Origin of the sequence: Nitrincola alkalisediminis (genome assembly GCF_009821115.1) — a bacterium.
GTDB lineage: Bacteria > Pseudomonadota > Gammaproteobacteria > Pseudomonadales > Balneatricaceae > Nitrincola > Nitrincola alkalisediminis.
Genome location: NZ_VYTY01000003.1, coordinates 1 through 26,272 on the forward strand (window position 1 = coordinate 1; position 26,272 = coordinate 26,272).

25 protein-coding genes, 1 rRNA gene and 1 riboswitch are annotated in these 26,272 nt (G+C 47.1%); of the genes, 10 read left to right on the forward strand and 16 right to left on the reverse strand.

Annotated elements, in window-relative coordinates:
• The 6 genes from rrf to F5971_RS05460 all read left to right on the forward strand — a co-directional run.
• Positions 1 to 77: ribosomal RNA gene (gene rrf, locus F5971_RS18795) — 5S ribosomal RNA — on the forward strand; the annotation flags it as partial.
• 496 nt (positions 78 to 573) lie between these two features.
• Positions 574 to 1,047 carry an NYN domain-containing protein gene (locus F5971_RS05440; protein WP_193494364.1) on the forward strand — a complete coding sequence of 158 codons (474 nt, stop codon included), beginning with the start codon at positions 574 to 576 and terminating at the stop codon, positions 1,045 to 1,047.
• 252 nt (positions 1,048 to 1,299) lie between these two features.
• Positions 1,300 to 1,401: riboswitch (TPP riboswitch) on the forward strand.
• Between the two features lie 92 nt (positions 1,402 to 1,493).
• On the forward strand, positions 1,494 to 2,471 hold the full coding sequence (locus F5971_RS05445; protein ID WP_223116264.1) for an FAD-dependent oxidoreductase: 978 nt from the start codon (positions 1,494 to 1,496) through the stop codon (positions 2,469 to 2,471).
• Positions 2,455 to 2,652, forward strand: a complete 198-nt coding sequence (gene thiS / locus F5971_RS05450) for a sulfur carrier protein ThiS (RefSeq protein WP_193494366.1) — start codon at positions 2,455 to 2,457, stop codon at positions 2,650 to 2,652. The genes F5971_RS05445 and thiS overlap by 17 nt, the downstream gene beginning before the upstream one ends.
• Position 2,653: 1 nt before the next feature.
• Positions 2,654 to 3,415: a thiazole synthase gene (locus F5971_RS05455; protein WP_193494367.1), complete on the forward strand. Its 762-nt coding sequence runs from the start codon at positions 2,654 to 2,656 to the stop codon at positions 3,413 to 3,415.
• The gene (locus F5971_RS05460; protein WP_193494368.1) at positions 3,412 to 4,011 is read left to right on the forward strand and encodes a thiamine phosphate synthase; all 600 of its coding nucleotides are present in this window, start codon (positions 3,412 to 3,414) and stop codon (positions 4,009 to 4,011) included. The genes F5971_RS05455 and F5971_RS05460 overlap by 4 nt, the downstream gene beginning before the upstream one ends.
• Here F5971_RS05460 and pyrE read toward each other — a convergent pair.
• Positions 4,008 to 4,652 carry an orotate phosphoribosyltransferase gene (gene pyrE / locus F5971_RS05465; RefSeq protein ID WP_193494369.1) on the reverse strand — a complete coding sequence of 215 codons (645 nt, stop codon included), beginning with the start codon at positions 4,650 to 4,652 and terminating at the stop codon, positions 4,008 to 4,010. The genes F5971_RS05460 and pyrE overlap by 4 nt on opposite strands.
• 166 nt (positions 4,653 to 4,818) lie before the next feature.
• On the opposite strand from pyrE, the gene F5971_RS05470 reads away from it, so the two are divergent.
• A complete protein-coding gene (locus F5971_RS05470) occupies positions 4,819 to 5,592 on the forward strand; it encodes an exodeoxyribonuclease III (RefSeq protein ID WP_112157927.1) in 774 nt (257 codons plus the stop codon).
• Between the two features lie 51 nt (positions 5,593 to 5,643).
• Here the strand turns inward: F5971_RS05470 and rph are convergent, their stop codons facing one another.
• On the reverse strand, positions 5,644 to 6,417 hold the full coding sequence (gene rph, locus F5971_RS05475) for a ribonuclease PH (RefSeq protein WP_051514022.1): 774 nt from the start codon (positions 6,415 to 6,417) through the stop codon (positions 5,644 to 5,646).
• Between rph and F5971_RS05480 the strand changes: the two genes are divergently transcribed.
• Complete coding sequence (locus tag F5971_RS05480) at positions 6,416 to 7,366, forward strand: YicC/YloC family endoribonuclease (protein ID WP_343042561.1); 951 nt, start codon at positions 6,416 to 6,418, stop codon at positions 7,364 to 7,366. The genes rph and F5971_RS05480 overlap by 2 nt on opposite strands.
• Before the next feature lies 1 nt (position 7,367).
• On the opposite strand, the gene F5971_RS05485 is transcribed toward F5971_RS05480, so the two are convergent.
• On the reverse strand, positions 7,368 to 10,508 hold the full coding sequence (locus tag F5971_RS05485; protein ID WP_193494370.1) for a DEAD/DEAH box helicase: 3,141 nt from the start codon (positions 10,506 to 10,508) through the stop codon (positions 7,368 to 7,370).
• 10 nt (positions 10,509 to 10,518) lie between these two features.
• The gene (locus F5971_RS05490; protein WP_193494371.1) at positions 10,519 to 10,851 is read right to left on the reverse strand and encodes an HVO_A0114 family putative DNA-binding protein; all 333 of its coding nucleotides are present in this window, start codon (positions 10,849 to 10,851) and stop codon (positions 10,519 to 10,521) included.
• A gap of 166 nt (positions 10,852 to 11,017) precedes the next feature.
• Between F5971_RS05490 and F5971_RS05495 the strand changes: the two genes are divergently transcribed.
• Positions 11,018 to 12,102 (forward strand): IS3 family transposase gene (locus F5971_RS05495; RefSeq protein WP_193494372.1). Its coding sequence is split into 2 segments (ribosomal slippage): positions 11,018 to 11,279 and positions 11,279 to 12,102, totalling 1,086 coding nucleotides; the frame shifts between segments, so codons are not numbered across the junction.
• Positions 12,103 to 12,269: 167 nt separating this feature from the next.
• Here the strand turns inward: F5971_RS05495 and F5971_RS05500 are convergent.
• Entirely contained in the window at positions 12,270 to 13,520 is a 1,251-nt protein-coding gene (locus F5971_RS05500; RefSeq protein WP_193494373.1) for a type II toxin-antitoxin system HipA family toxin, read from the reverse strand.
• A complete protein-coding gene (locus F5971_RS05505) occupies positions 13,517 to 13,822 on the reverse strand; it encodes a helix-turn-helix domain-containing protein (protein ID WP_004249763.1) in 306 nt (101 codons plus the stop codon). Before F5971_RS05505 ends, F5971_RS05500 begins: the two co-directional genes overlap by 4 nt.
• A gap of 319 nt (positions 13,823 to 14,141) precedes the next feature.
• Here F5971_RS05505 and F5971_RS05510 point away from each other — a divergent pair, with 319 nt between their 5' ends.
• Positions 14,142 to 15,470 carry an ATP-binding protein gene (locus tag F5971_RS05510; RefSeq protein ID WP_193494374.1) on the forward strand — a complete coding sequence of 443 codons (1,329 nt, stop codon included), beginning with the start codon at positions 14,142 to 14,144 and terminating at the stop codon, positions 15,468 to 15,470.
• Positions 15,471 to 15,662: 192 nt separating this feature from the next.
• On the opposite strand, the gene F5971_RS05515 is transcribed toward F5971_RS05510, so the two are convergent.
• The 10 genes from F5971_RS05515 to aldA form a co-directional block, all read right to left on the reverse strand.
• Complete coding sequence (locus tag F5971_RS05515) at positions 15,663 to 15,989, reverse strand: hypothetical protein (RefSeq protein ID WP_193494375.1); 327 nt, start codon at positions 15,987 to 15,989, stop codon at positions 15,663 to 15,665.
• Between the two features lie 28 nt (positions 15,990 to 16,017).
• Complete coding sequence (locus tag F5971_RS05520) at positions 16,018 to 16,551, reverse strand: thiamine pyrophosphate-binding protein (RefSeq protein ID WP_193494376.1); 534 nt, start codon at positions 16,549 to 16,551, stop codon at positions 16,018 to 16,020.
• A complete protein-coding gene (locus F5971_RS05525; RefSeq protein ID WP_223116265.1) occupies positions 16,548 to 17,801 on the reverse strand; it encodes a PepSY-associated TM helix domain-containing protein in 1,254 nt (417 codons plus the stop codon). Before F5971_RS05525 ends, F5971_RS05520 begins: the two co-directional genes overlap by 4 nt.
• Positions 17,802 to 17,822: 21 nt before the next feature.
• Positions 17,823 to 20,252: a TonB-dependent siderophore receptor gene (locus F5971_RS05530; protein WP_036507489.1), complete on the reverse strand. Its 2,430-nt coding sequence runs from the start codon at positions 20,250 to 20,252 to the stop codon at positions 17,823 to 17,825.
• A 110-nt stretch (positions 20,253 to 20,362) separates the two neighbouring features.
• Positions 20,363 to 21,334 carry a DUF4880 domain-containing protein gene (locus F5971_RS05535; protein WP_193494377.1) on the reverse strand — a complete coding sequence of 324 codons (972 nt, stop codon included), beginning with the start codon at positions 21,332 to 21,334 and terminating at the stop codon, positions 20,363 to 20,365.
• Positions 21,327 to 21,836, reverse strand: a complete 510-nt coding sequence (locus F5971_RS05540) for a sigma-70 family RNA polymerase sigma factor (protein WP_036507493.1) — start codon at positions 21,834 to 21,836, stop codon at positions 21,327 to 21,329. The genes F5971_RS05535 and F5971_RS05540 overlap by 8 nt, the downstream gene beginning before the upstream one ends.
• A gap of 169 nt (positions 21,837 to 22,005) precedes the next feature.
• On the reverse strand, positions 22,006 to 23,616 hold the full coding sequence (locus tag F5971_RS05545; RefSeq protein ID WP_193494378.1) for a methyl-accepting chemotaxis protein: 1,611 nt from the start codon (positions 23,614 to 23,616) through the stop codon (positions 22,006 to 22,008).
• Positions 23,617 to 23,781: 165 nt separating this feature from the next.
• Complete coding sequence (locus F5971_RS05550) at positions 23,782 to 24,480, reverse strand: dioxygenase family protein (RefSeq protein ID WP_343042584.1); 699 nt, start codon at positions 24,478 to 24,480, stop codon at positions 23,782 to 23,784.
• Positions 24,393 to 24,635: a hypothetical protein gene (locus F5971_RS05555; protein ID WP_193494380.1), complete on the reverse strand. Its 243-nt coding sequence runs from the start codon at positions 24,633 to 24,635 to the stop codon at positions 24,393 to 24,395. Before F5971_RS05555 ends, F5971_RS05550 begins: the two co-directional genes overlap by 88 nt.
• A 159-nt stretch (positions 24,636 to 24,794) precedes the next feature.
• On the reverse strand, positions 24,795 to 26,231 hold the full coding sequence (gene aldA / locus F5971_RS05560) for an aldehyde dehydrogenase (RefSeq protein ID WP_193494381.1): 1,437 nt from the start codon (positions 26,229 to 26,231) through the stop codon (positions 24,795 to 24,797).
• Between the last annotated feature and the right edge of the window lie 41 nt (positions 26,232 to 26,272).

Below are 26,272 nucleotides of genomic sequence, written 5' to 3' on the forward strand. Positions count from 1 at the left end.
CCGAACTCAGAAGTGAAACGCGTCATCGCCGATGGTAGTGTGGGGTTTCCCCATGTGAGAGTAGGTCATCGCCAGGCATTTATTTAGAGAAGCCCCTGATTCCATGAGTCAGGGGCTTTTTGCTTTTACAGAATTTAAATTGAAATGAAAAAGAGTACCTTTGGGATGATTTTAGGAAAAACTCCTATATACACACCAAGGTGAATCGCTGAAAATAGCCTCAAGACAGAGCGCAAAGGATTGCGACAGCCCACAGGGAGTGGGCCTCTGTCTCCTTCAAGGAAGGTGTATGGCTGCAGGGATGCAGCTGCATGGATGCAAAATAGCAGAATCAAAGATTCTCACTCCATATAACCTCTCCAGTACAGTTTTCTCTTTAAATATTAAGTATTTTTGCAATTCGAAATATATTCATCTATCTAAAGCCGTTTGTAGATTGATAAATTACATGCCGTACAATCTTGCTATGGGGCTTTTATAGTTAGCTCGTTGCTTCAGTTATAGTATCTATGATGAGTTCAGGGTTATCATCAGGTAGTCCCGATCCTCCAATTCATATCAAGAGAATCTGTTTTGACCCGAATAGCCATTTTTGTCGATGTTCAAAATATTTATTACACCACACGTCAAGTATTTGGACGGCAGTTTAATTATCGTGCTTTTTGGCAGGTAGCGAGTGAACTTGGCGACATAGTGCTTGCTACTGCCTACGCGATAGATCGTGGAGATTCACAGCAGCAAAAGTTTCAGGATGCCCTGAGACATATCGGATTTGATGTAAAGCTCAAGCCCTATATTCAACGTGGTGATGGCTCTGCCAAAGGTGACTGGGATGTCGGTATTACTATAGACGCATTGCTTTGTGCAGAGGCTGTCGACCGAGTAATTTTATTGTCTGGAGACGGTGATTTTGATTTATTATTGCACACCCTTAGGGAGCGATATCAGGTTTATAGTTATTTGTTTAGTGTTCCTGGGCTCACCGCCCATTCGTTAATTGCAAGTGCGGACGAGTGGGTTTCTATAGATGATTCTTTACTGCAATAGAGTATATGAAGCTTCTTTGCTACTGCCACCCTTGTATTTTTTATATTGATGACTCTTTAGGAAGAACTCCTATATACAGCCTAAGCCTTTATCTTGATAATCTCATCAAGACAGAGCGCAAGGGATTGTGATTGCCTGAAGGATTCAGGCCTCTGTCTATCTCACAGGATCGTGGCTCCGCTGCAAGGAAGCAGCACACTAATTGTCTCTCTCCACCTCTCTTTACACTCTGCTAGCCACTCTATATCATCAATGCATCCGTTGGGGTGCCGTGAAAGGCTGAGAAGTTTTATAAACTAACCCATCGAACCTGATACGGGTAATACCGGCGAAGGGAACGGTGATCTTCTTGTGCTTTGCCATTCCCCCATGCTTATTCCCCATACGTTTAATCCGCTAATTTTAATATTTGCATATCGCTCATATTGACCTATCTAGGGGGAATGATGAGAGTACAAGTAGTAGGTGCAGGGGTTGCAGGTCTATGCGTTGCAAATGAGCTATCTTCTCGCGGTGTTGAAGTCAGCTTACACGACACGCATCGTCCGCCAGGTCCGCATGCATGCTCATGGTGGGCAGGTGGCATGCTAGCGCCCTTCTGCGAAGGTGAGAGTGCCGAAGAGCCCGTCATACGCTTGGGTACACGTGCAGCATCTTGGTGGCAGAAGTTTACGGGCGCTGTTGAGTATAAAGGCTCGTTAGTTTTATCGGCCAAGCGTGATAAAAATGAGTTATTGCGTTTTGCCAGTATGACTCGCCAGCATCGCTGGGTGGATCACCTTTCTATTGCTGAGTTAGAGCCCGATTTAGCGGGTCATATACGTCAGGGGCTTTATTTCGACTCTGAAGCTCACCTCGACCCCAGAGTTGCGCTGGCACGTCTTGTCGATACTTTAGCGTCTCAGGGTGTTGTATGTACTCAAGAGGAGCCTTTAAGTGACATACTCACAATCGATTGTCGGGGGTTGGCAGCGAAGGATACCTTAGCGGATCTGCGCGGTGTTAAGGGTGAAATGTTAATCTTAAAGAATCCTGAACTTAATATTAGTCGTCCAGTTCGCTTTATTCATCCGCGTATGCCTCTATATATCGTACCACGAGGGAGTGGGGTGTATATGCTGGGTGCGACGATGATTGAATCTTCAGATCGATCTCGTATTACTGCTCGTTCGATGTTAGAACTTTTATCGGCTGCTTACGCTCTTCATCCTGCCTTTGCCGAGTCTGAGGTTCTTGAAATTGGCGTGGATGTACGTCCAGCCTTCCCAGATAACCTTCCGAGAATACGACGCAGAGGCAACAGGCTATTTATTAATGGCCTTTATCGGCACGGGTATCTCTTGGCTCCGGCGCTAGCCGAGATGACGGCAGACTACATATTGACTCATAAACAACCGGAGTTGATGGATGAATGTACTATTTAATGGTGAGAACGTTGAAGTTAACGCCTCAAGTTTGGCAGAGTGCTTGGTTTTGTTAGGTGTGTCAGATCAGCATATTGCAACCGCCGTGAATGGAGAGTTTGTACCTCGTTCTCAGCGTCATCAATTACAATTGACAGAGGGAGATCGGCTGGAAGTCGTTTCCCCTATGCAAGGTGGCTAACATGGCTAGATTTTACGATGTCGACATCACAAATCCTTTGATGCTTGGCACGGCACTTTACCCTTCTCCTGCAATATTGAAAGACGCTTTTAAAGTATCTGGTGCCGAAATTGCGACAGTGTCTTTACGTCGTGAGCAGGGCGCAGGACAGGATTTTTGGTCTTTAATTAAGTCTATGAACTTGCGTTTACTTCCTAATACAGCAGGGTGCTATTCAGTGAAAGAGGCCGTGACAACTGCGTACATGGCGCGAGAAGTCTTTGATACACCTTGGATTAAATTAGAAGTTATCGGTCATACGGATACATTACAGCCAGAACCCTTTGCATTGGTTGAAGCCGCTCGGATTCTGAGTGAGGATGGGTTTCAAGTTTTTCCTTACATGACGGATGATCTGGTTTTAGCGGATCGATTGGTTGAAGTGGGTTGCCGAGTATTAATGCCCTGGGGAGCACCTATTGGCTCGGGCTTAGGCCTGAACAACGTGTATGCACTAAAAACCTTACGAAACTACTTTCCTGACATTCCTTTAGTTGTAGATGCCGGAATCGGTCTTCCTTCTCATGCCGCTAGAGCAATGGAGCTAGGTTTCGATGCCATTCTACTGAATACCGCTGTTGCCAAAGCGCAAGACCCTGTCAAAATGGCACAGGCATTTTCGCTAGCTATCCAGGCTGGTGCCCTAGGTTATCAGGCTGGACCGATGGAAGTGCGCGATATGGCCTCTCCATCCACCCCCGTGATAGGTAAGGCCTGGTTATGACGTCTCTTCCCATTTTCTATCCGTTGCTCGATTCTGTTGAAGGAGTTGAGCTGGCTGCGCGATTAGATGTTCGCTTTGCACAACTTCGGATTAAGTCAGGAGGGCATGAGACGATACGAGATCGCATTCGTCAAAGCCTAGCCATTGCCCGTGAGGCCAATATGATGTTGGTGATTAATGATCATTGGCAGTTGGCCATAGAAGAGGGGGCTGATTGGGTGCATTTAGGGCAAGAAGACCTTATCCAAGCCGATGTAAATGCGTTACGCAGAGCAGGGATTTCGTTAGGTATCAGCACTCACTCACAAGAAGAACTTGAGCGTGCACTCTTGTTAAATCCTGACTACATAGCTCTAGGCCCTATTTACCCTACGCAAACGAAGTCGTTGACTTGGTCTGCGCAAGGGCTAGAGCGTATTTCTGAGTGGAAAGCCCAGCTGGGTCAGATTCCGCTTTGTGTCATAGGTGGCATTACGTTGGAGCGCTCGAGCGCTGTTTTAGCATCAGGTGCTGACATCATTGCCGTCGTGAGTGATGTTTCGTTGCATCCTGACCCGGCCGAGCGCATTCGTGAGTGGCTAAGCAGCTACGGTTAGGCAACACCGTAGCTGTCTCTGTAGCGTTTGATGGCGTCTAATTGCTTGGTTAAGTCGCCGCGCTCTTGCAAGTAATCAATTAACAGATTGAGTGTAATAATACTGGCAACAGGGATGTTGAAATCCAATTCTACTTCTTGGATAGCGGAGAGTTCGCCCGTTCCCTTTTCTTGACGATTCAGTGCAATCAGAACACCAGCAGGTTCCGCATTGGCCTGTTGTATGATCTCCATGACTTCACGGATGGCTGTGCCTGCCGTGATAACATCATCAATAATTAAGGCTCTGCCAATCAATGGCGCGCCAACCAAGCTACCGCCCTCGCCATGATCCTTCGCTTCTTTGCGATTGAACACATAAGGTGTGTCAATATTATGATCAGTGTATAACGCGACGGCCGTGCTCGCGGCTAATGGAATACCTTTATAGGCAGGACCTAATAGAACGTCATAGTCTATTCCGGAATTGATCAAGGCCGCTGCGTAAAATTTACCCAAACGCGCCAGTGCTTCCCCTGTACAGAATAAACCTGCATTAAAAAAATAGGGACTGACACGTCCTGACTTGAGCGTGAACTCGCCAAATCTGAGGACATTTTTTTCAATAGCAAACTCAATAAACTCACGTTGATAGTCAAGCATTTTAGTATTTCACTGGTTTCGTCTGATGGTGTACGAACAATAATACCTGTCTGATCCCATATCCGTCATTAATTGATTGGATATAAATTTCATTTTTGGTCGCTTCCCGATACAATCTATAGTCAATAAGTATAACTGGCTACTTGCTCAATGGGGCTAACTTACTATGCGCGTGATTTCATTCAATACACAGGGTATTGAACAAGCAGCTGAAAAAGGCTTTTTTGACTGGATGGTTAAGCAAGATGCAGACGTTGTCTGTTTGCAAAGTTTGCGAGCCAAAGAGTATCAGCTGGATGACGAACGCTATCATCCTGAGGGCTATCATGCCTATTTCTTTGATGCGTTCGAGGATGGATTCAGTGGAGTCGCGATCTACACTCGACATGTGCCCAAAGCCATCATGACTGGCCTTGGGTTTGAACAGTGTGATTTTAATGGGCGCTTTATCCAAGCGGATTTTGACAAATTCAGCATATCATCGTTGACGATCCCATCTGGTCTGAAAAGTGATGAAGCGCAAGCGGCGAAAATGGAATATTTAGATTTATTTATGGGGCACTTGAAAAAGACACTCCGTAAGCGTCGTGATTTCATTTTTACAGGCACGTTCAATATTGCACATAAACCAATAGATTTGAGTAATTGGTACGTCAATCAACGAGTGTCTGGCTTTTTGGCTGAAGAGCGTGTCTGGATTGAAGAAGTTTTTGGTGAAATGGCTTTTGTAGATGCTTTTCGTCAGGTGAATAAAGCGGAGCGACAGTACACTTGGTGGCCGGAGTATAACCGTGCCTGGAAGCTCAATGAAGGTGCGCGGTTAGATTATCAAATCACCACGCCGAACTTGCGTAAATCAGTCAAGTCTGTGTCTATTTACAAAGAGCAGCGCTTCTCTGAACATGCGCCTCTAATTATTGATTATGACCTGACATTTTAAACTTAGAAACATGAGAGAGGACACGAACAGTGCCCTCTCAGTATCTTGTTCTTAGGTGTTTGATAACGCTGTTTTTTGTATCTCTAACAACTCTTTGATGCCTTTTTGGGCAAGCCCCAGCATTTCATTAAGCTGTTCTTGCGAGTAAGCGGCACCTTCTGCTGTACCTTGAACTTCAATGAAGCCTCCTTGGTCTGTCATAACAACATTCATGTCGGTTTCGGCATCAGAATCTTCGTTATAGTCCAAGTCTAGAATGGCTTGGCCTTTGTGTATCCCAACGGATATAGCAGCGATGGCTTGTTTTAGCGGATTGCCTTTTACCGCGCCATTTTTGTCTCGGCGTAAAACATTAATCGCATCGACCAGCGCTACATAGGCTCCGGTTATAGAGGCTGTACGGGTTCCACCATCGGCTTGAATGACATCACAATCAATTAAAATTGTGTTCTCACCGAGTTTTTTAAGATCTACCGCGGCACGCAACGAGCGCCCAATCAGTCGTTGAATTTCAAGCGTCCGTCCACTTTGTTTACCCTTAGTGGCTTCGCGATCATTACGTGTATTGGTTGCACGCGGCAACATGCCGTATTCTGCTGTCACCCAACCGGAGCCTGAGCCACGAAGAAAACGAGGAACACCACGGTCTACAGAGGCAGTACAGATCACCTTGGTATTTCCAAACTCAACCAACACAGAGCCTTCGGCATGCTGTGTGAAATTACGAGTGATTTTTATCGGGCGTAACTGGTCGGGTGCACGCCCACCGGCACGCAGTTTATCCAGACCCAGATTTTTTAGCTGCTCAGACAGCGGAGAACTCATGGTGTTTCCTTTCAGTTGTATGCATAGAGCTGGACGCTCAGGACTGTTAGAATTGATTGCCTATTCTAAACGAGAAGCGATGATTATGACACGCAGCATGACAGCTTTTGCACGCCAAAGCCAAATCCATCAATCCTGTGAGCTGACTTGGGAGCTGCGCTCTGTTAATAGTCGTTATTTAGAACTGCATTTTAAATTACCTGAAGCATTTCGTTCGCTGGAGCCATTACTGCGTGATGTGCTAAAAAACCGTTTTGCGAGAGGAAAAATTGAGTGTGCGCTGCGTTATCAGGCAGAAGAGGGCACCGATCAACTCGAGCTTAACCAAGCATTGGTCAGCCAGTTAATTGTGCTGTCAAAACAGCTGAACGATCAGCTAGACACTTCTCATCCTATCTCGCCTCTTGAGTTGATGAAGTGGCCGGGTGCGTTGCAAGCGCAGACGTTGAATATCGAAGCCTTGTCCCAAGCTGCATTGGCTGCCTTTCACCTTGCTGTAGATGAGCTAGAAAGTGCAAGGGCGAGAGAGGGGGCACAATTAGCGCTGCTGATTCAGAATCGTATAGATGATATTCGCTTGATATTAGAGAAGGTTAAACAGAAATTACCGGATTTACTCGCCGCCCAGTCCTTGCAGTTAGGCTCTCGGCTGGAGAGTTTTAAGGAACAGTTAGATCCAAGCCGTTTGGAGCAAGAGATAGTGATCTTGGCACAAAAAGCGGATGTTGCCGAAGAGTTGGATCGATTAGAGACACACTTACAGGAAGTTGAGCGAGTCTTGGGGGTAGAGGAGGCCAGTGGGCGGCGCTTGGATTTTTTAATGCAGGAGCTTAACCGTGAGGCGAACACTTTAGCCTCTAAATCGATTGCCACACTCACGACTCACTACGCGGTGGACTTGAAGGTGTTGATTGAGCAGATGCGAGAGCAGGTGCAGAATATTGAATAGATTACCCCACCGCCAACTTAGCGGCTTGTTGCCACATAAAATGCGGCATTGGCTCTTTTAATTGCCAAGTAATACTCATCGGCTGTGAACTTGTATGCGATACATACTCCACTTCACCATAATTTACAAAACCCATGGTTCGGCCGTATTCATCTTTGCTTTGCTCACGCACAAATAAAAACAGACGCTTACCAATATTTTGATGCTTGATGTACTCCAAACCACGTCCTTTGTCGGGCCTTGCGCTATTTTGCGACTGCCAGTGAAACAGGTGTTCGTTGATCGCGTAATCGTGATACATAGTAGTGGGTGAAAACTGCTTTTCGTTTTTGTCTAAGGTGACAAACATCAGTTCAATATTTTGATCTTTCAGAACAAACACACCTTCTCGTGCTGGCGGCTGACGCTCAAACGTGGTCGCACCAAATGCCACCAATATTTGCTCACGCGCATAACGTGCATGCAGCCTTAGTGAAACCTCAGACAAAGCGTGCATTGCCGATTGCTCATGCTTGGTTTGTGCGAGTTGCCAATTCACAACATCCATTAACTCTGCTTTTAACTCGCAAGCATTCAGTTTCGCTAAGCTTTGAACAATGGAATCGAATCCACATTCAGGCCCCGTTTTCTGCCAAAAATCGAAATGACACATTAAGGCATAACGATGGTCAGCATCTTCAATAACAAAATTACTTTGGCAAAGCTGTTTTAAGAAACTCAAATAGGCATGATCATCACAGGTCAAAATTCGGTTATGAATAGCCTTTCTATGCATTTTCAGCAGATCTTCATCAACTGAGTTTTCGTTGATTTCATCCTTAGCTTGCTGAACCAGCTGCGACCAACTGCCCCGTTTATAAAGTTCATTCAAGTCGATATGCGGATTTAGGATTAAGAAGTTCGAAAGCGTTAACGGCAGTGTGGAATGCTCTGGATACTGGCGGATCATTGCGACTAGGCGCTTCAACGTTAATGAAGCTTGACGAATGTTGCTGAGCACCATTTCTTGCGTGCGCTTACTCAACTCAATGCGACAACCCAGTGGTGCGTGGGGGAACCCTTGCTTTATTTCTTCGCTGATCGCGCGATGACTTTTACCGATTAAGGCTCTAAATTTATTGGCAAAGTCATACTCTGGGCGGGAATTACCAACAAAATCCAGCACGGTACAACATTCTTTGCCTTCGGCTAAACGCCAACCTCGGCCAAGCTGTTGCAAGAAAATGGTGAGGCTTTCTGTCGGTCGTAAAAACAATAACGTATCGACTTCGGGAATATCTACACCTTCATTAAAGATATCGACCACGCAAAGCACGTTAATGCTGCCAGAACGAATCGCTTGCTGCTTTTGTTGCCGCTCGAGGCTGTTATCACTGGTCAACACATCCGCTTTAACGCCTTTTAATAAGAGTTGCTCTGTCATGTACAGTGCATGTTCTTTGCTCACACAAAAGGCCAATGCTTTCATTTTGCGTATATCAGTGATGATCTCCTGCATACTCAGCAAAATCTTGTCAAAGCGGACTTGGTTGTGGGTATACAGATTGGTCAGTTGAGCGATATCGTAACGTCCACGACTCCATGCAATGTTGCGAAGGTCGGTATCATCATCAATAGCAAAATACTGAAATGGACAAAGGTGGCGACGATTAATCGCTTCCGGCAAACGGATCTCTGCCGCAATCACGCCACCAAAATCCGCTAAAATATCACCGCCATCATGCCTCTCAGGTGTTGCAGTCAGGCCGAGTAAAATAGTTGGGGAAAAGTGCTCCAGCAGCGCGCGATAACTTGAAGCTGCAATATGATGCACCTCATCAATGACAATGTAGTCATAATAGTCAGCAGTTAGGTTAAGCTGAGTAAGCTGATTGTTCAGAGTTTGAATAGAAACAAACAACTGCCGATAATGCTCTGGTGTATGTCCGCCCACCCAAAGGTCACCAAACGTACCGTTACGCAACACCCCACGATATGCCGCTCTGGCTTGTTTTAAGATTTCTTCTCGGTGAGCGACAAATAAGAACTTAGCCTGCGGCTTGGCTTTGATAATGCGCGCAAAATCAAAGGCCGAAATCAGGGTTTTTCCGGTGCCGGTAGCCGCAACGACTAAATTACGAAAGCGCTGGTGAACACTACGCTCAACGGCCAGTTGTTCCAAAATGTCACTTTGATGAGGAAACGGAGAGATATCAAAGAAGTGCGTCGGGCTGGCCTCAAAACCTCCGCGCTGCTGACTCAAGGCTTTTTTGAGTTTTTCACTGCTTGTTGCATCGCCACTAAAGTGTTCAAAATCATTAGAAACCCAATAGGTTTCAAAGGTGCTCAATGATTTATTGATAATGTGTGGGATTTCTTGTGAAGTGATTTTTAAATTCCACTCTAAGCCATTGGTTAGCGCTGAATGGGAAAGATTGGAAGAGCCGATATAACCAGTGTGATAACCCGTGTTGCGTAAAAATAAGTAGCTCTTGGCATGTAAACGTTCACGCTCAGTGTTGTAACTCAACTTCACCTCGGTATTCGGTAAACTCGCCAAATACTCCACCGCTTTGGCATCCGTTGCTCCCATGTATGAGGTGGTGATGATTTTTAGCTCGCGCCCACTTGAGGTAAACTCTTCTAGCTCTTTGCGAAAAATGCGGATCCCTGCCCACTTAATAAATGACACTAACCAGTAAATTTTATCCGCAGACAGAATCTCTCGCTTCAATTCAGATTCAAGCGACAAACCCGCATTACTGCCACAAAACAGCTCGCTTTGGCTTAAGCCCGTTAACGGAAAAATGTCGTTAATATAATTTTTTAAATTGGCTGAGACAGGATTTTCGAGCTCATAGAGCGCAGTTAGAATTTTACCTTGACTGGCAAGCAAGTTGTCTTCGATAAAATCATCATCCTGAATTTGTGTTTTTAACCACAATAACAATTGGTTGGACAAAGTAATTTGCTGTTGCAGCCGATCATCACCCGCAGGCACAGAATCAATCGCATACTCAAGAATGTGTGAGAGGAAGCGAGATAACCATGTTGATGCTTCACTGCTATTGAGCTCACGTTCGCCGACATAGAATCGCTCTCGGTCAATACGACTCTCGATAAGTTGCGTTATAAGCTGCTCATAAATTCCGACTTGTTGCATGATATTCCTTTTATTCTAATGGCTGGATCAATAACAACATCGATTGATATCGTAGTTTTACCGCCAATCCATTTTGTGATTTTGTCATTTCAACCAAGTTGTACTTGCACAATGTTTTCAGTGTTCTCGACACATTACTGACTGCACGGCCGGTAAGTGCTGCCAGCTCAGTTATCGATTGCGGCTGCTGCTCGGCAATCACTTTTAACAACTGCTGGTTTTCTCTTGACAACACATTGGCCAACGATTTAAGCGAGTCGAACCAGATATCGACGGGATACTCAGGGTCGGGCGTTTGACCTGTAATACTAATTACGCAGCGCGATTGTTTGACGTTTCTCATTGCTTTACTCGCATAATTTGCTCGCACTCTCTACTTCCTCTACAGTCAGCGGGTGCGTAAAACAGCGTTTGAACAATAAAAAGACTGTACGCTTATGTAATCCTCCCGAAAAATCGGAGCAGTTATAAGTAGAAAATTCCGTTAAAATTAAACGAAGGAGTTTTCTATGCGTAAATCACGATACACAGACAGTCAGATCCTAGCGATTCTGAAGCAAAACGAGAAAGGTGTCCCAGTGCCAGAGCTATGCCGCGAACATGGTATGAGCTCCGCTCAGTTTTATAAGTGGCGTGCCAAATTTGGCGGTATGGATGCATCCATGATGAAACGGCTCAAAGAGCTTGAGGACGAGAATAAGCGTCTTAAAAAAATGTACGCAGAAGAACGCCTCAAGGCTGAAATCCGCAAGGAAGCCCTAGAGGGAAAGTTATAAAGCCATCTCAGCGCAAGGAGATGGCACGTGCAGCCATTCAACGTCACGGGATCAGCATTCGTTTTGCCTGCATCACTATGGGTATTAGCGAAAGTTGCTTTCACTACCAGTGCAAACTCAGCGGCGAGAATGCGTTGGTTGCTGACTGGTTGTTACGCCTGACTGAAACTCACCGACGCTGGGGGTTTGGTTTATGCTTTTTGTATTTGCGTAATGTGAAGCACTTCACCTGGAATCACAAGCGGGTTTATCGCATCTACAAAGCGCTTGAGTTGAACCTGAGAATCAAACCAAGGAGGCGCATTAAACGTGATAAGCCGGATGCGTTGAGCGTACCCACAGCTATCAACCAGGTATGGTCAATGGATTTTATGTCGGACAATCTGTCCGATGGCCGGTCACTGCGCACCTTCAATGTCATTGACGATTACAACCGTGAAGGTTTGGGTATTGAGGTTGATCTGTCACTGCCGAGCCTACGCGTTATACGGGCGCTAGAGCAAATGATTGAGTGGCGTGGACAGCCTGCTGCCATTCGCTGTGACAACGGTCCTGAGTATATCTCTGGTGAGCTGATAAACTGGGCAGAGAAGCGTCGAATCACGCTACTTTACATTCAACCAGGTAAGCCAACACAGAACGCGTATATTGAACGATTTAATCGGACAGCACGCCACGAATGGCTCGATTTACATCTGTTTGATAGCGTTGAACAAGCACAACAACTTGCGACAGAATGGCTTTGGCTTTATAACAATGAACGGCCTCATACGGCTATCGGAGGCGTACCTCCTAAACAACTATTGCAAGCGGCTTAACTTTCTACGAATAACTGCTGCTTAAAATGGGGGGATTACACTTATACATAAGCCAAACACCTTATCAACTACTGATAATAGTGCAAGAATATTTTCCGTTTCGGGCCATAACAACCCCATACACTCTAAGGTGACGGGCTGATACTGGGTGCATCGTTTCTTACTCATTAAACGTTAAACGCCGATTCTTTCATGGCTTGTTCGGCTCGGCTGATCCCTAGGCGCTTAGCAACGGCTTGCCATTGCTTCACCGCAATTAATACTTCATCGTAAACTTGCGTGGCTTGGGTTTGAGAAAGCCGAAAAAAGTCTTTTACGTCAAAGGCTAATTGATAGTCTAAAGCGTTGTCTGCATCTGTAATGTTCAGATGCAGGCCGTGCTTACCAACTATTGGGTTTAAGTCGTAAGCGGGTGATAATTTCCAACCCTTCTTTGTTAATAAAAACCCATGGTTACGCAGGTGATCATCTGTGTTGGACACCGCAATATTAAACACGATACGACGCCATAGCTGTGCTAAATCAGCTTCTGTTTGTGCACCAGAATTGGAAATAAATTCAGCAAGCTCTAAGTAGCTGGCACCTTGAGATTGTTCACCATCATAGTATTGGAGCTGTGTCATGGCCGATGAAAAATGCAGCCGTTGATCGCCGTCACGGTCAAACCGTTTTGTTAAAAAGGTATGATGCTGAGAGGAAAACTGCCTAATCTCACATGGAAACATGTCAACACCTGCCGCCAAAGCCAATTCATAACAGACCATCTCCCACGCCCCCACGTCAAAGGTATCATTTAGATTGGGAAACTTGGCAATCCACAAATGGCCTTGTTCATCTGTCGCACAAGCCTTAGGCCTTGCGCCACCTAATGATGAGCCTGGAGAAATCAGCATCTTCAACCAGCGATAATACTCGTCACTGTCGATGTTATCGTCTTTTTCAATCTGCATTGCAGCGTGCTCTAACTCTCGCAGAGACGACATTGGCGGCGCAGCAAATTCAGCATTGTCATCTAAGAAAGCATCCGAGCCTGCTCGCTTAAATCGAATACCACCCATTCGGTAAGAGTCATGTACGCCCAACAGGTAATCCAACTCGTTTAATCGACTTGTTGCTCGAATGTCCTTGCGAGCTTCAATGGCCGCACGTCGTTGCATTAAAATACGTCCCCATCTATCAGGCGACGAATCAAGAAATGCACGGAAGTTTTTATCGGCTTCATCGTTGTAGAGTTCACCGGAGTGAAGCGTCAGGATTGGATCGATTTGCAAGCGATAGGCTGAGGTTAAAAACGCTTTATCGTAGGCAAAACTAAACACGCCACCTCGGCTTGAGTCGCTGTAAGTAAGCTGCCCTATTAGCAAAGGCGCTTCAATTGGCTGCCAGTCGGCATAGACTTCGACGATTGCACGGCTCATCTTGAACCTTCCAGCAATTTTATGTTTTGCAGCTTGATACCAACTTCATCATGAGCGGCCATTTCCGCAAAGTTGCTTTCCATGCCAAGTACGGCCATTACCTTTAAGTAAGTACCTATGGCAACGCCCGGATCACCTGCGAAGACTTTGTTCACGGTTTTATGATCAAAGCCAGTTCGTTCGCACAGTAGCTTTTTTGTAAAACCACGTCGTTTCATCGCCAACAGCAAATCCTCACCAAAATGAGTCAGGATTTTGCGCTGCTTTGGAAACAGCACATTGTGTAAATCACGCTTAGCCATATCACCAACCATAGGGACTGTATTCCCATTATTTAATCATTAATGGGAATATAGTCCCACTATGAAATTCAAGCAACTCTATAGCGCAATAAATTGGACTATATTCCCATTTTAATGACCATAATTGGATTAATATCCTACTTTTAGGTTTTCCTTGCGCGTTGGCCAAGGCGATGATACGAGCCCCTGAACACCATAAGCCACAAAATCACGATTTTATGCGCATAAAAATGTAAAATAATGCACTTTTATGCGCATAAAAGTGAAAGGTGGGTTATAGTGTAGGCTGATTAACAATCATAATTGGCAGGAAAGGACAATGCAGCGCACCTTACTCAAGGCCCTAATGGCTTGGAAAAACCAACCTGTGCGCAAGCCATTATTGATCGATGGTGCAAGGCAAACGGGCAAAACGTATCTGCTACAAGAGTTGTTTGGTAATACCTTTTCCAACATTCTTCGTATCGACTTTCTTGAAAATCCCGCCTACAAAGAAGCGTTCGATGGCTCACTGTCACCTGATGAGCTACTCATGAACATTGAGCTGTTGACCAATCAGGCGTTTAACCCAGAAACAGATCTGCTGGTCTTAGATGAAATTGGCGAATGTGAACGTGCCGTTACCTCACTAAAGTATTTTGCTGAAAAAACACCTTCCTATTTTGTCGCGGCCAGCGGCTCGAATATTGGTTTGCTTAACACTTTCCCCGTTGGTAAGGTAGAGCAATACAATTTACGACCACTGACCTTTCAAGAGTTTATTTACGCATCAAATGAGCAAGCGCTGATCAAAGCGTTTGATGGCCAAGCAAGTACACCGGCAGTGCACACTAAATTGATGGATAAACTGACGGACTACTTTTTTACGGGCGGTATGCCGGAAGCTGTTTCTGCTTGGTATCAGTTTAAAGATTCAAGCATTTTAGAGCGTGTTGAAAAAGTCACTAAAATTCATGCCGATTTAGTTGAAGGTTATCGCCGCGATTTTGGTAAATACGCCGGCAAGGTCGATGCCACACTGATTGAATCGGTGTTCAATAGCATTCCAGCGCAGCTATCACTTGTGAGCGATGAGTCCGTTAAACGCTTTAAATTTAAATATGTCCATGAGCGTAAATCTCGATATAGCGATTTTGAAACCGCAATCCATTGGCTTAACTGTTGCCGCTTAGCCTTGCCAAACTACCCTATTGAAGGGTTGCCGAAATCACCACTTGCGGCCTATAAAAAAGAAAATATGGTCAAGCTGTTTCTGTTCGATGTGGGCCTGCTCAATCATATGCTGGGCAGCAGTTATAAAGAGATTAAGCAACAAAACTATGATCTCTCTGTTTATAACTACAGAGGCTATGTAGCTGAAAACTTTGTGCAGCAAGAACTCACCGCCATTGGCATTGACCCAAGTTATTCATGGAATGATGCTCGTGCCGAAATCGAATTTATTTTGGCAACAGATGAAGGCGATATCATCCCTGTCGAAGTAAAAAGCGGCAAACGTACACGAGCAAAATCGTTGGCATCCTACGTTGAAAAATGTACTCCAAGTAAAACCTTTAAGTTAACGGGTACACAAGGCTCTTCAGCGTTAGAACAAACCAATATCGTGATGCCCTTGTATTTCACCCAGTATTTGCCGCAGAGATGGTAAAAGCGCTTTGCCCATAATTTGGAGGTCTATACAACGGGGTCACACCGCCCAAGCCTAGATGCCATAGAAACTAGGGCTGTGCTAAAAGCCTGTATTCCTGCACGCGCCGCTGTAGCAGAGTTAAAAAAGGCTGGGGAGCTTAATCCTAACTTTCCGCTGCTCAATGAAGGGTATAACACCTGTCGATTAAGACTATATCCCTTCAATTTCCGGCCAATCTATTTCAACAATATGCCCAGGGCCTGCATCCATTAAGATATAAAAATCGCCCTCAGGGCGTGGGAAGCGGATGCTGGACTGTCCATCTAACGTGCTCGATAGAATAATGTCTTCATCATAGGTGATGACATCTAGCTGTATACCCTCAGCGCCGGAGCCATCTGAAAAACCACCTTGGCAGACAATAAAATCCCCTTCAAGTTTGCACTGACAGTACGGAGAGTGGGCCCAAACGGGTAAGGTTGCTAGGCTGCTGAATATCAGTAGTACTATGTAAAAAAAGCGTTTATTCGTTCTCATAATCCGTTCTCAATCTAGGGTGCCTTGGTTAATGATTGCGACGTTGAATAAAGGTCGCGGCGCTGGGTGAGGCGTCAGCCAAGGGCATGGATATTTGGTGCACAGAGCCATCCCAACCTTCCAGAGTTAGCCAAATATCGGCATCGGCCGTTGCGCTATCGGTAATGGGAACCGATATAAACTGGCGATAGGGCGTTCCGAATGAAATGGCACCAGCGGTACGCAAATTACGCGGTTTACCAATGCGCATATAGGCCGCTTTCACCTCTGGGATGCACGTCTCACAGAGGGAGAGTGAAAAGGTTTTCATATAACTGGCCACTCCATCTCGCCAAGGTGGGTTGGTATCCCATTCTGCCAACTGAATCTGCCAAGGACCGACTTGGTGTTGACCAAGATCCCGTTCGCCCAGACCTTTTTCACCCCGAGACATGGCCAGATCATCAAAATAAAACGGCATCGCGACCATTGGTAAAATCAGCAACAATCCGCTGAGATGAAAGCGCCAGCGAAACCAGAAACTTTTGGTATGACGGGATTGAGAGGCACGTGGCTGACTCATGCGCTTTCTCCTTCTTTTAAAGCATAAGCAGGTATTTGGGAGTCCATCTGTTTGTTGGGTTGTTGTTTGATTTTTCGCTCGCGAAGGACCGCAGCCGTGTCCCTGAAGGTGCGTTTGCTCCAGATCATCATGCCGCTGAATACCATCAGGGTCAGCAGTATGCCGAAGAAGAAATACACCAGCTTCAAGCTCAGACCGACGAAATCACCGGTATGCAGCGGGCGCATGGAGCCCGTGATGATTTCAAGCCAAGACAGATCGGAAATCCGGCGTGTCTGCTCAATTTTGGCGTTGTAGGGGTTCACACTCACGCTCTCGAACAGCAGTGGATAACTGACACTGCGTCCGCCGATACGATAGTGTGCGTAGGCATTGCCCGGCATAGAGACAAAAGACGCTTGGAAATCGGGAAAGGCGGTTTCGACGGCGGCTGTGGCTTCATCTAGTCTGATAAAAGGCGGTGTCTGGCTGTTGCTGCTCAGTTGCGGGACATCAGCCCTGTCGACATAGATAGGGGGCCCCGCTGTTGAAAACGAAACTTGATTATCCTGCAGTATGCCCTGTAGCAGAAACCAGATACTGGTGATCGAAATAATTGCAATAAAGGGAATAGACCAAATCCCCGCTAAGCGATGAAAGTCTCCCCAGAAAACCCGTGCATTGACGTTAAAGCGCAGTCTTGGGCTTAAAAAACCTCGCCAAAAGCGTTTATAGACAACAAGACCCGTGATCAATGAAATGAGCATGGGAACCGCCGTGATGCTCACCAGATACCATCCCCAACTGTAGCCATTGGTCCAGGGCATGAGTAGCCAGCCATGTAGGCCCCGTACAAATTGTCGAAAATCAAAACGAGAACTTTCGCCTTGAATCACGCCAGTATAGGGGTTGATGTAGAGTGTTCGCGTGGTGGTGTCTGGATAACTGATGCGTGCCGTTAGGGCAAATTGCGATTTTACCGGTCGGGAAATCGACTGAATAATCGCTTCGGGATGACCCTCATTCACCACGGCGACAATTTCATCAAAACTGAGCAGGTTCCCCGCCTGTGCCGGAGGATTGGCGCGTGAGGCGGGGTCAGCCAGCCACACGATTTCCTGACTCACGGTAGCAATCGTACCCGTTAGGCAAATGAAAAATACAAATGCCCAAATTGGCATGGCCATCCAGCTATGCACGAGAAACCAGATTTTGGCACGATTGGCGCGTGGTTTTTCGGTCATTGACTTAGTTGAAGTGGATGTCGGCATTAGGTCACTTTCCGTTTTGTCTCAGAAGGAATATTTCATGGTCAGCATGGTTCTTCGGGGCTCACCCCATGTGTAGGTACTATACGCGCTGAAAATTGTGTAGTACTTCTCGTCGAATAGGTTGCTGATATTCAATGATCCTGTTAACTGATCCGTAAAACGGTAGCTGGCCATAGCATCAACAACCCAGTAGTCATCCACCGTATGCTTAACCATGCCAGCCACGGCTGGGTTGTAGACATCTCCCCAAGTTTTATCTTGCCAACGTGCGCCGCTACCGAGTGTCAATTTGCTATTTTGCCCCCAGGGTTTGTAAGTGGCAAAGAGGCTGACTTGATTGGCCGGTGCGAGGGTAGAAACCTTATTGCCTTGTCGACGTGAAACACTGTTGCTGAAGCCTGCATGCAGGTTCCAATAGTCATTCAACTGACCGGACACCTCCAGTTCATACCCTTTAGTTTTTACACCGTTAATGGCTCGATAAGCGACACCTCCGTCAGGTGTTAGCGCTCCTGTGGCTTCAGCAAAGTTGTCCTGTTCAAGTTGGAAAACGGCAGCGCTAGCGTTCAGGCGATTACTGAAGAAGGCACCCTTCAAGCCGAGCTCTATGTTGGTGCCTTCTAAGGGGTCGAGTGTATTGCCAGACTCATCACGTCGAGATTGAGGTTTAAAAATACTGGTGTAGCTGGTGTAAACAGAGTAGGTATCGTTGAGGTCATAGACGAGGCCGAGGTAGGGGGTCAACACTCCTGACTCTTGCATGGTTTCACGCTTGTAGTTAGAGAGGCGAGCTCCCGTAATGAGTTTTAGATCGTCGCGTAGATTCCAACGTGCCGTGGTGTACAGGCCTTTTTCACGCGTGGTTTCATCATTTTGACCATGCCATGCATTAGGGTCATTCCAATCGGGTTCTGGTACCTGTCCGTTCCATTCATAGTAGTTGCTTGGGATGGTTGCGTAGCCGACATGTGGTCCATCTCCGTTATTGGTCCAGCGTCGTTCGCTCAAGCCACCACCGACGACCAGTTCATGTTCACGCTTCAGAAACTCAAATGGGCCGCTCGCATAGAAATCTGCTGCATTGGCCCGAGTTTTCCCAACGTATCGGCCGACCCACATGCGTGTGCCGGAGCCATCAGTAGGGTTTGGATTGCCCCCGCCTACAGCACCGAGAGGAGCATCATAGCCATTGATTTGGTGGTTGAGTTGTAGTTTTACGACCCAGTCGTTATCAAAGTAGTGCTCCAGCGTCGCGAAAGCTGTTCGAGTGTATTGTTCCCAACTGCTCCAGCTGGCGCCATTGTTGAAAGAACGTGGGCGTTCGTTGAAGTTACCTTCAGTGTCATAAATTGGGATCCCGCCCCAGGTTGAGCGAGTCGGTTTATTGTCTTGATAGTCAGCGCCGACTGTAAGCAGGGTGCTAGGCGTGATATCGGCTTCGATGCTACCAAAAAAAACAGGTGTTTTTCGGCGGTAGCCATCCATGTGGGATTCTTGATCTTGGTAAGATGCCACCGCTCGGCCTCGCACGGTGCCTTCTGAGTTAAGCGGGCCCGAAAGATCAATTTCGGTTCGATAGCTGTTCCATGAGCCTGCACTTTGGCTGACATGCCCTTGAAAATCTCGGGTAGGTTTTTTGCGGATTAAGTTGATGGTGGCTCCTGGGTCACCGCTACCTGTTAATAAGCCAGTGGCACCTTTCAATACTTCTACTCGGTCATACGTTGCCATGTCACTGAGTGTATTGCCTGCTGAATATCCCGCATTTCGTTCCATTGGGATACCATCGTATTGAAAGTTGTTGATCGCAAACCCGCGTGCGTAATATACCGTTCGTTCACTATCGTAAGTCAAAATACTAATGCCAGGGGTGTTCTGCATGACTTTATCGATGTTTGTGAGCTGGAAGTCATCCATCTCGTTACGTGTAATGACACTAATGGACTGCGGTGTTTCACGTGGCGTGAGTACTAGACGGGTGGCGGTTGCGATGGCGCCTGGGGTGTAAGTGCCACTGCCTTCAGTAATTTCGCCAAGCTGGTTGGCGGTTACCGTGACGGAAGGTAAAGCGACCGCACCGTTTATAGCTTGTAGAGTAATAATATAGCCCCCGCCACTTTGCGGTACCGCGACCAGTCCACTGCCCTGAAGCAAAAGCCCTAGGGCCTGATCAACTGGATAGCTGCCTTGCAGACCCCGTGTTTGTTTGCCTTGGCTGAGATCACCGTTCACCGACACTAAGACACCGCTTTGTTGACCAAATAGTACGAGGGCAGAGTCGAGACGACCGCTTGGAATGGAAAAGGCTTGTTTAACCGTCGATACGGGAGCTGCCTGTATCAGTGGTGACGCTATGAGTCCACTGAGTCCTATACCCATCGCTAAAACGAGATGACTCAGAGAGGGGCGGTATCTGTATAATGTACGCACAGAGGGTGAGACAAACGGCATGCTCTAGATTCCTTGTTGGGTGGCCAATACACCTGAGCGAGTTGCCACAGGTGCTTCTTATTTGATAAGCCCCACGAACAGACAAAATCTGCCTTATTTTTTTATAATTTTTACGCGGGCATGAGCCGTACCCAGTATTGGCTCACTCTGTGTTGACGAATGGGTAGTATTTGGCAGAGATTATGTAAAATCGCGTCGGTATCCGCGATTGGAAAACTGCCTGAGAAGGTCAGGTGGGCAACCTCATCGGCGTAGCCTAAATAGCCCGCTCGGTAACGGGTTAATTGCCTCAGAAAGTCCCCTAATGTCGTACGCTCAGCTGTTAATAAGCCTTGGCGCCAACTTAGATGAAAAGGAGTTAGCGCTGTTTGCAGCATCTGAATGCCTTGTAGCTGTATCTTCTGGCCAGCATTGACTTGATGTTCTTTCTTATTGCTGAAGATACATTGGACTTGCCCCGTAATCACCTGCAAGACACAGTGGCTATCTTCCCGGTATAGGGTGAACTCGCTTCCCGAGGTAGGAGTGAAAAGATGGGCGCCTGCCCGAACCTGTGCACCACCACTGTTAGCAATGGCGAGTTCACCGTAGTGCAGGATAAGTTCCGGCTGGGTATTGAAATCAACGTCTAGGGCCGATTTTGTATTCAGAATGAGTTGGCTGTTGTCATCAAGTATAAGTGTTTTCTGTTCGCCTGCGGAGGTTCGTAGGTCTGCCATCGTTTTGCCGTACAGATAGCGTCCTGTGTGAGCGAACCCCGTGACATCGCGTGTTAGCCAAAGGGTTGTTCCAAAACCGCTGATCGCGGCGAGTGTTTTAAGTGTGCGGCGTTTTTGGTGCAAGCGCTGTTCAGCACTGTTTAGGCTATGTAAGGCTTTCTCACTGCTGAGATGTGAGATGCGGGAGAAGTGTCGATTGGCCAGCTTCAGCTGTTCCCATACCAACGCATGTTCAGGACTTTGTGATAACCAGTGTGTAAACGCAAGCTGTCCAACTGCATCAACGTCTCCAGCCTCGAACTTAACCTGCCAATGAATTGCTTCCGTCACGAGTTTGCGAGTGGGTAGGCGTGGATTAGTCATATAAGACTCGATAACACTGTTGCATGCACCGGACCATCGCTTTTTGTACCCGGTTTACATTTATATTGAGCCTGTCCGCGATTTCCTGATATTTAAGTCCATCTAAACGAGCCATTAGAAATATTTGTTTATCGCGATTGGGTAGGCCCTCTAGTATCTGTGCCAGTTGCAAGAGCGTCTCAACCACTAAATGCTGCTCTTCCAACGAAGGCGATTCGTGTTCGGGTTGTAAGGCGAGTGCTTCTAAATAGGCTTGTTCTAAGGCTTGACGCCGCCAGTGGTTAAACATCAGACCTTTGGCAATGGTACTGAGATACGCCCGAGGACTTTCAGGTTGTGGAGCGGCTTCCTTTGTTAAAAGTCGAATGAAAGTATCTTGCGCTAAATCTGCTGCCGTTTCAGAGCAGCCCAGACGTTGACGTAACCACTGGTGCAGCCAGCCGCGATGGTCGCGATACAGCGAGCCCACCTGATTGTGCTGCATTGGGTTAACGTCAGGCATTAATAATCCTTAATCAACATAAAAGTGATAATGGTTATCATTTTATATGTCGATATGCCGGCTTACAAGTCCAGTGGACGATACCGATCAGGTATTAGATCCTTTCCGGTATCGCTCAATGCCAGTAACCTCTAGAGGGAAGAGGGCTACAAGTAATATAGGGAGAACCTCACAAGCGGAAGCGAGACACCGCCTTACTCAGTTCGGACGCAATGTTCGATACAGATGAGGCCGCATTATTTGTATGTTCAAGACTCTCTGTTGTCTCCCGGGACTTGCTATCAATGCGTTCCAGTGACTGGCTGATGTCCTCTGAGACCGAGCTCTGCTGCTCGGCTGCACTGGCAATCTGAATGCTCATATTATTGATGTCTGCTACGCTGCGCACGATCGCTTCTAAAGAAGCGCCAGCGTTTCGGGCCTGATCCATTACTTCATTTGATTTGTTGCGACTGCTCTCCATGGCTTTAACCGCAGAACGGGATCCACCTTGGAGTTTTTGAATGGTCGTCTGAATTTGCTCGGTAGACTGTTGGGTACGACTTGCTAGATTGCGGACTTCATCCGCAACGACCGCAAAACCTCGACCCTGCTCACCAGCACGGGCGGCTTCAATGGCTGCGTTCAAGGCTAACAGATTTGTCTGCTCGGCGATCCCTGTAATTGTACTCAATACCTGCGATATATCCTCACTGTCTTCGCTGAGTTGATTGATAACAACAGACGATTGTTCGATTTGTTGAGCTAGGCTCTGTATTTCTTTGATTGTCTTGTCGACTACCTCTGTACCTGCTGTACCCTCACGGTTGGCCTCCATCGCGGCATTTGCAATGTGGCTGATATTCTGTGAGACATCCTGTGCTGTCGCTGTCATTTGATGCATGGCCGTCGCTACCTGTGAGATTTCGGCTTGCTGCCAGTCGACTCTGCTTCGGTTCTGAACCACGGCGGAGGTCATAGCTCCTGAAGCCGACGATAGCTGATTCGCAGATTCACTGATACTGGCGACCATGGTTGCAAGATTCGCACGCATGAGTTCCAGTGCTCGTGCTGTGTTGACAATTTCATCTTTACCATTCATCTCAATGTGTTGGCTCAAATCGCCAGTGGCCGCAATTTCAGCCCCTATCACCAATTGGTTCAAAGGATGGATAATGCTACGACTCACAATCCAGGCGACAAATACCATCAACAAGACTCCAGTTCCTAGGGCGGTACCCATGAGCAGATTGGAACGAAGGGCACTGCTGTTGGCACGGGCCTCTACCGCTGCGGCTTCTCCCTCAATTAGCTCTGTTAGATTTTCCATTTCATCAGCCAAACGACTGTAAGCCGATCGAAAGTCGTTTAGCTCTCTGAGTGCTTGATTTTGATTCGTTTCCGCTAGGGAGACGATCCGTTCAGCTGATTGTATGTAGTCATTCAGCACGGGTAATACCGTTTGTAGCGCTCTCTGGGTTGTTTGGTCAGTAATCAGATTTTGATTGGATTGCAGCATTTCACGAAAGGTTGCAGCGTTCTCACGTTGATCAGAGCGGGCTTCCGAGAGCGCTTGTCGGTCTCCGGTACTGCTGGCAATTACGGCCGCAAGGACATCGGAACTCAGTGCATCGTGCATCATATCGGCGGTCAGGTGATTACCCAAAATCTTGGCTTGCAGCTGCAACTGGCTTGTGGTCTGGTTCAACTGGGCGATGCCGGAAAAACCAAAACCGCCGATTACCAACAGAAGCAAGACCGCTAGAGCTGCCATACCGATTAATCTTTGTTTTACAGTCATAGATGAATCACTCTTGTTGTTTTTAAACATAGTTTTCTACAAATGGGTTAAGCATAGTGTACAAACCGTTGAAAAACACTTTATCTCAGGATCGGTGTCGTGCGTCATTACTGCAGATGCACGTTTGCACCTTGTGGGATGTGTAACAGAGTAGAGTGGGGAGGCTCATTCAGCATTTAACGTATGAGCGATAACAATCGTCTTATACGCCAGCAACGAACCGTCTGAATTTTTGATCAAATCAAACAGAAAATCTTGGTAGTTGGATCGGTAAACGGAGTCTCTGCCACCAGAGAGTGGTGTATTTTGTGCTCCACGATTTTTGTAATCTGGGAGCTGTGTGCATACCATTTCTGCAAACGCATCCTCGAAACAGAATTGAGATACGATCTCATCTCGGTTTTTGTTTCGCACTCGGAAGTGAATGTGAATCGCTCGACCGGAATACCAGCCAGGAAAGCAGGTTTGGAAATTGACTCTGCCATCCTTATCTGTGATTTGCCCACCTCTAAACCATTTGGCTTGCTGAGCTGTGACATTATTGCCCGTACAGAAACCACTGGTGAAGCGTCTCCGATCATCACTAGCAGAGGTGTCACCGGAATAGGCTCCCTCGGTATTGCAGTGCCAGACTTCCACTTCAAGTCCATCAAGCGGCTGACAGTCTTCATTCACAACCTGCAAACACAGTTGCATCGGTAGACCCTTCTCCTGCTCGGAAATATCGACGCGGTTATCAACCTGAAAGTAACAAGGGCCTTCGGTAAGCGATTTGGTTAGTGATAGGTTACAAGACGTTGCCGTATCGAACAGGCTGGTCGGTGGGAATTCCGCGATGAGTGAACCTGTGCGCCGGAAGCCCAGTCAGTAGGATCCAGTAGTTGTCCAAGAGGCGTAGGCGTAGGGCTGCTTGCTGCAGCCGTGGCTTTACCGACAATCAGTCCCAGTAAGGGCAAGCTGGCTCCGGCCAATCCAACCCGATGTAAAAAACGACGACGATTCACATTTACGGATGACATGAATGCTGCTTCCCTTAAGTACAGAGTACAGGGATATTAGCAAGTTTATTGTAGGATTAATATGCTTGCTAACCCCTTCCACTTTTCAGCGGTCTAGTCCACTGGAATCAAGGTGGCTGACCCTGTGAGTCGCCCCCTTGAGATCGGATCATCGCTGATCTAGCCCTCTAAATACACCACATGGCTATGGGTGTATTCATATAAACCGTGCTTGCCATCGGCACCACCTATACCCGACTTGCGCACACCTGCGTGAAACCCTTGCATCGCTTCAAAGTTTTCTCTGTTGATGTAGGTCTCACCAAAATCAAGCTCACGACAGGCTTGCATGGCGTGTCCAAGGTTTCGGGTATAAATCGATGAAGTTAACCCGTATTCACAATCATTTGCTAACGTGATGGCTTCATCCAGACTATCGATGATTTGGATGGGAAGCACCGGACCAAATATCTCCTTACGCATGATCTCCATGTCTTGGCGGCACGAAGTCAGTACCGTAGGCTGGTAATGGAACCCTTTACCCAGATCTGCAATACTACCACCGGTAATTAATTCAGCTCCGTTCCTGCGAGCGGTTTCAACCATGGCCGCGACTTTATCTAGGCCTGCGCGATTAATCATGGGTCCCATTTCAACATCCCTGTCTACCAATGGGTCACCATAGCGAGTTGCCTCCATCGCGTTTGCGATACGCGCAATAAATTCATCGGCGACACCGCGTTGAACGTAAACCCGTTCGGCACAGTTACACACTTGCCCCGTATTAATAATTCGCGAGCTTCGGATAGCGTTTACGGCCAATTCGAGGTCCGCATCATCCAGGACAATAGACGGCGCTTTACCGCCCAGTTCCAGGTTAAGCTTGGTAATGTTACTGGCCGCGTTGGCCATAATGCGTGACCCGGTTTCCACGCTGCCAGTGAAACTGATCATATCGACCTGCTGGCTCGCCGTCAGGGCATTGCCTGTTTCCGCGCCCGTGCCGCTGACGACATTGAAAACCCCTTTAGGCAACCCGATTTCATTCAGCAATCGCGCAAACTCAAAACAGTTATTGGGTGTTTCCTCACTGGGCTTAATGACAATTGTATTACCCGTGATAAGCGCCGGTGCCATTTTGCGTGCAATCAGGAAAAACGGAAAATTCCATGGCAAAATACCCGCCACAACGCCCAGCGGCTTACGGAAAAGAAAAATATTTTCCTTTGGGCGGTCGCTTTGAATGATTTCACCTTCGATACGACGCCCCCATTCGGCCATATAGTCTAGATAGTCGGCGGTAAAATTAACCTCTACTTCAGCCAACCCAAGAACTTTCCCTTGTTCCTCAGTAATCGTACGTGCCAGATGAGCCACATTGTCGCGCAACTTGTTGGCTAAACGGTGTAGAAAAGCACCACGCTCAACAGCAGGCTTCGCGGCCCAGCCTTTTTGTGCAGCACGTGCCGCATCCAGTGCTCGCTCGACATCGGCGGCCGTTGAAGCAGGCACCTGTGATACTAACCGTTGGTTTGAGGGGTTAAAGACTTCAAGGTGCTGCTGGCTCGATTCGAACACACCATTAATATAGTTTTGATAGATTATTGGCTGCGACATGCTGGTTCTCCTATTGTGTTTATAATTGCCCATTGAGGCCA

Excerpts from the sequence above, each read along its gene's own strand:
- F5971_RS05515 (WP_193494375.1), bottom strand. The coding sequence starts at position 15,989 with ATGAGAACGAATAAACGCTTTTTTTACATAGTACTACTGATATTCAGC.
- pyrE (WP_193494369.1), bottom strand. The coding sequence starts at position 4,652 with ATGCTTGACTATCAACGTGAGTTTATTGAGTTTGCTATTGAAAAAAAT.
- F5971_RS05525 (WP_223116265.1), bottom strand. The coding sequence starts at position 17,801 with ATGCCGACATCCACTTCAACTAAGTCAATGACCGAAAAACCACGCGCC.
- F5971_RS05540 (WP_036507493.1), bottom strand. The coding sequence starts at position 21,836 with ATGCCTGACGTTAACCCAATGCAGCACAATCAGGTGGGCTCGCTGTAT.
- F5971_RS05455 (WP_193494367.1), top strand. The coding sequence starts at position 2,654 with ATGGCTAGATTTTACGATGTCGACATCACAAATCCTTTGATGCTTGGC.
- F5971_RS05445 (WP_223116264.1), top strand. The coding sequence starts at position 1,494 with ATGAGAGTACAAGTAGTAGGTGCAGGGGTTGCAGGTCTATGCGTTGCA.
- F5971_RS05510 (WP_193494374.1), top strand. The coding sequence starts at position 14,142 with ATGCAGCGCACCTTACTCAAGGCCCTAATGGCTTGGAAAAACCAACCT.
- F5971_RS05530 (WP_036507489.1), bottom strand. The coding sequence starts at position 20,252 with ATGCCGTTTGTCTCACCCTCTGTGCGTACATTATACAGATACCGCCCC.
- F5971_RS05480 (WP_343042561.1), top strand. The coding sequence starts at position 6,416 with ATGGTGTTTCCTTTCAGTTGTATGCATAGAGCTGGACGCTCAGGACTG.
- F5971_RS05485 (WP_193494370.1), bottom strand. The coding sequence starts at position 10,508 with ATGCAACAAGTCGGAATTTATGAGCAGCTTATAACGCAACTTATCGAG.
- F5971_RS05535 (WP_193494377.1), bottom strand. The coding sequence starts at position 21,334 with ATGACTAATCCACGCCTACCCACTCGCAAACTCGTGACGGAAGCAATT.
- F5971_RS05555 (WP_193494380.1), bottom strand. The coding sequence starts at position 24,635 with ATGTCATCCGTAAATGTGAATCGTCGTCGTTTTTTACATCGGGTTGGA.
- F5971_RS05490 (WP_193494371.1), bottom strand. The coding sequence starts at position 10,851 with ATGAGAAACGTCAAACAATCGCGCTGCGTAATTAGTATTACAGGTCAA.
- aldA (WP_193494381.1), bottom strand. The coding sequence starts at position 26,231 with ATGTCGCAGCCAATAATCTATCAAAACTATATTAATGGTGTGTTCGAA.
- F5971_RS05460 (WP_193494368.1), top strand. The coding sequence starts at position 3,412 with ATGACGTCTCTTCCCATTTTCTATCCGTTGCTCGATTCTGTTGAAGGA.
- F5971_RS05520 (WP_193494376.1), bottom strand. The coding sequence starts at position 16,551 with ATGAGTCAGCCACGTGCCTCTCAATCCCGTCATACCAAAAGTTTCTGG.
- F5971_RS05505 (WP_004249763.1), bottom strand. The coding sequence starts at position 13,822 with ATGGCTAAGCGTGATTTACACAATGTGCTGTTTCCAAAGCAGCGCAAA.
- F5971_RS05545 (WP_193494378.1), bottom strand. The coding sequence starts at position 23,616 with ATGACTGTAAAACAAAGATTAATCGGTATGGCAGCTCTAGCGGTCTTG.
- F5971_RS05500 (WP_193494373.1), bottom strand. The coding sequence starts at position 13,520 with ATGAGCCGTGCAATCGTCGAAGTCTATGCCGACTGGCAGCCAATTGAA.
- rph (WP_051514022.1), bottom strand. The coding sequence starts at position 6,417 with ATGAGTTCTCCGCTGTCTGAGCAGCTAAAAAATCTGGGTCTGGATAAA.
- F5971_RS05470 (WP_112157927.1), top strand. The coding sequence starts at position 4,819 with ATGCGCGTGATTTCATTCAATACACAGGGTATTGAACAAGCAGCTGAA.
- thiS (WP_193494366.1), top strand. The coding sequence starts at position 2,455 with ATGAATGTACTATTTAATGGTGAGAACGTTGAAGTTAACGCCTCAAGT.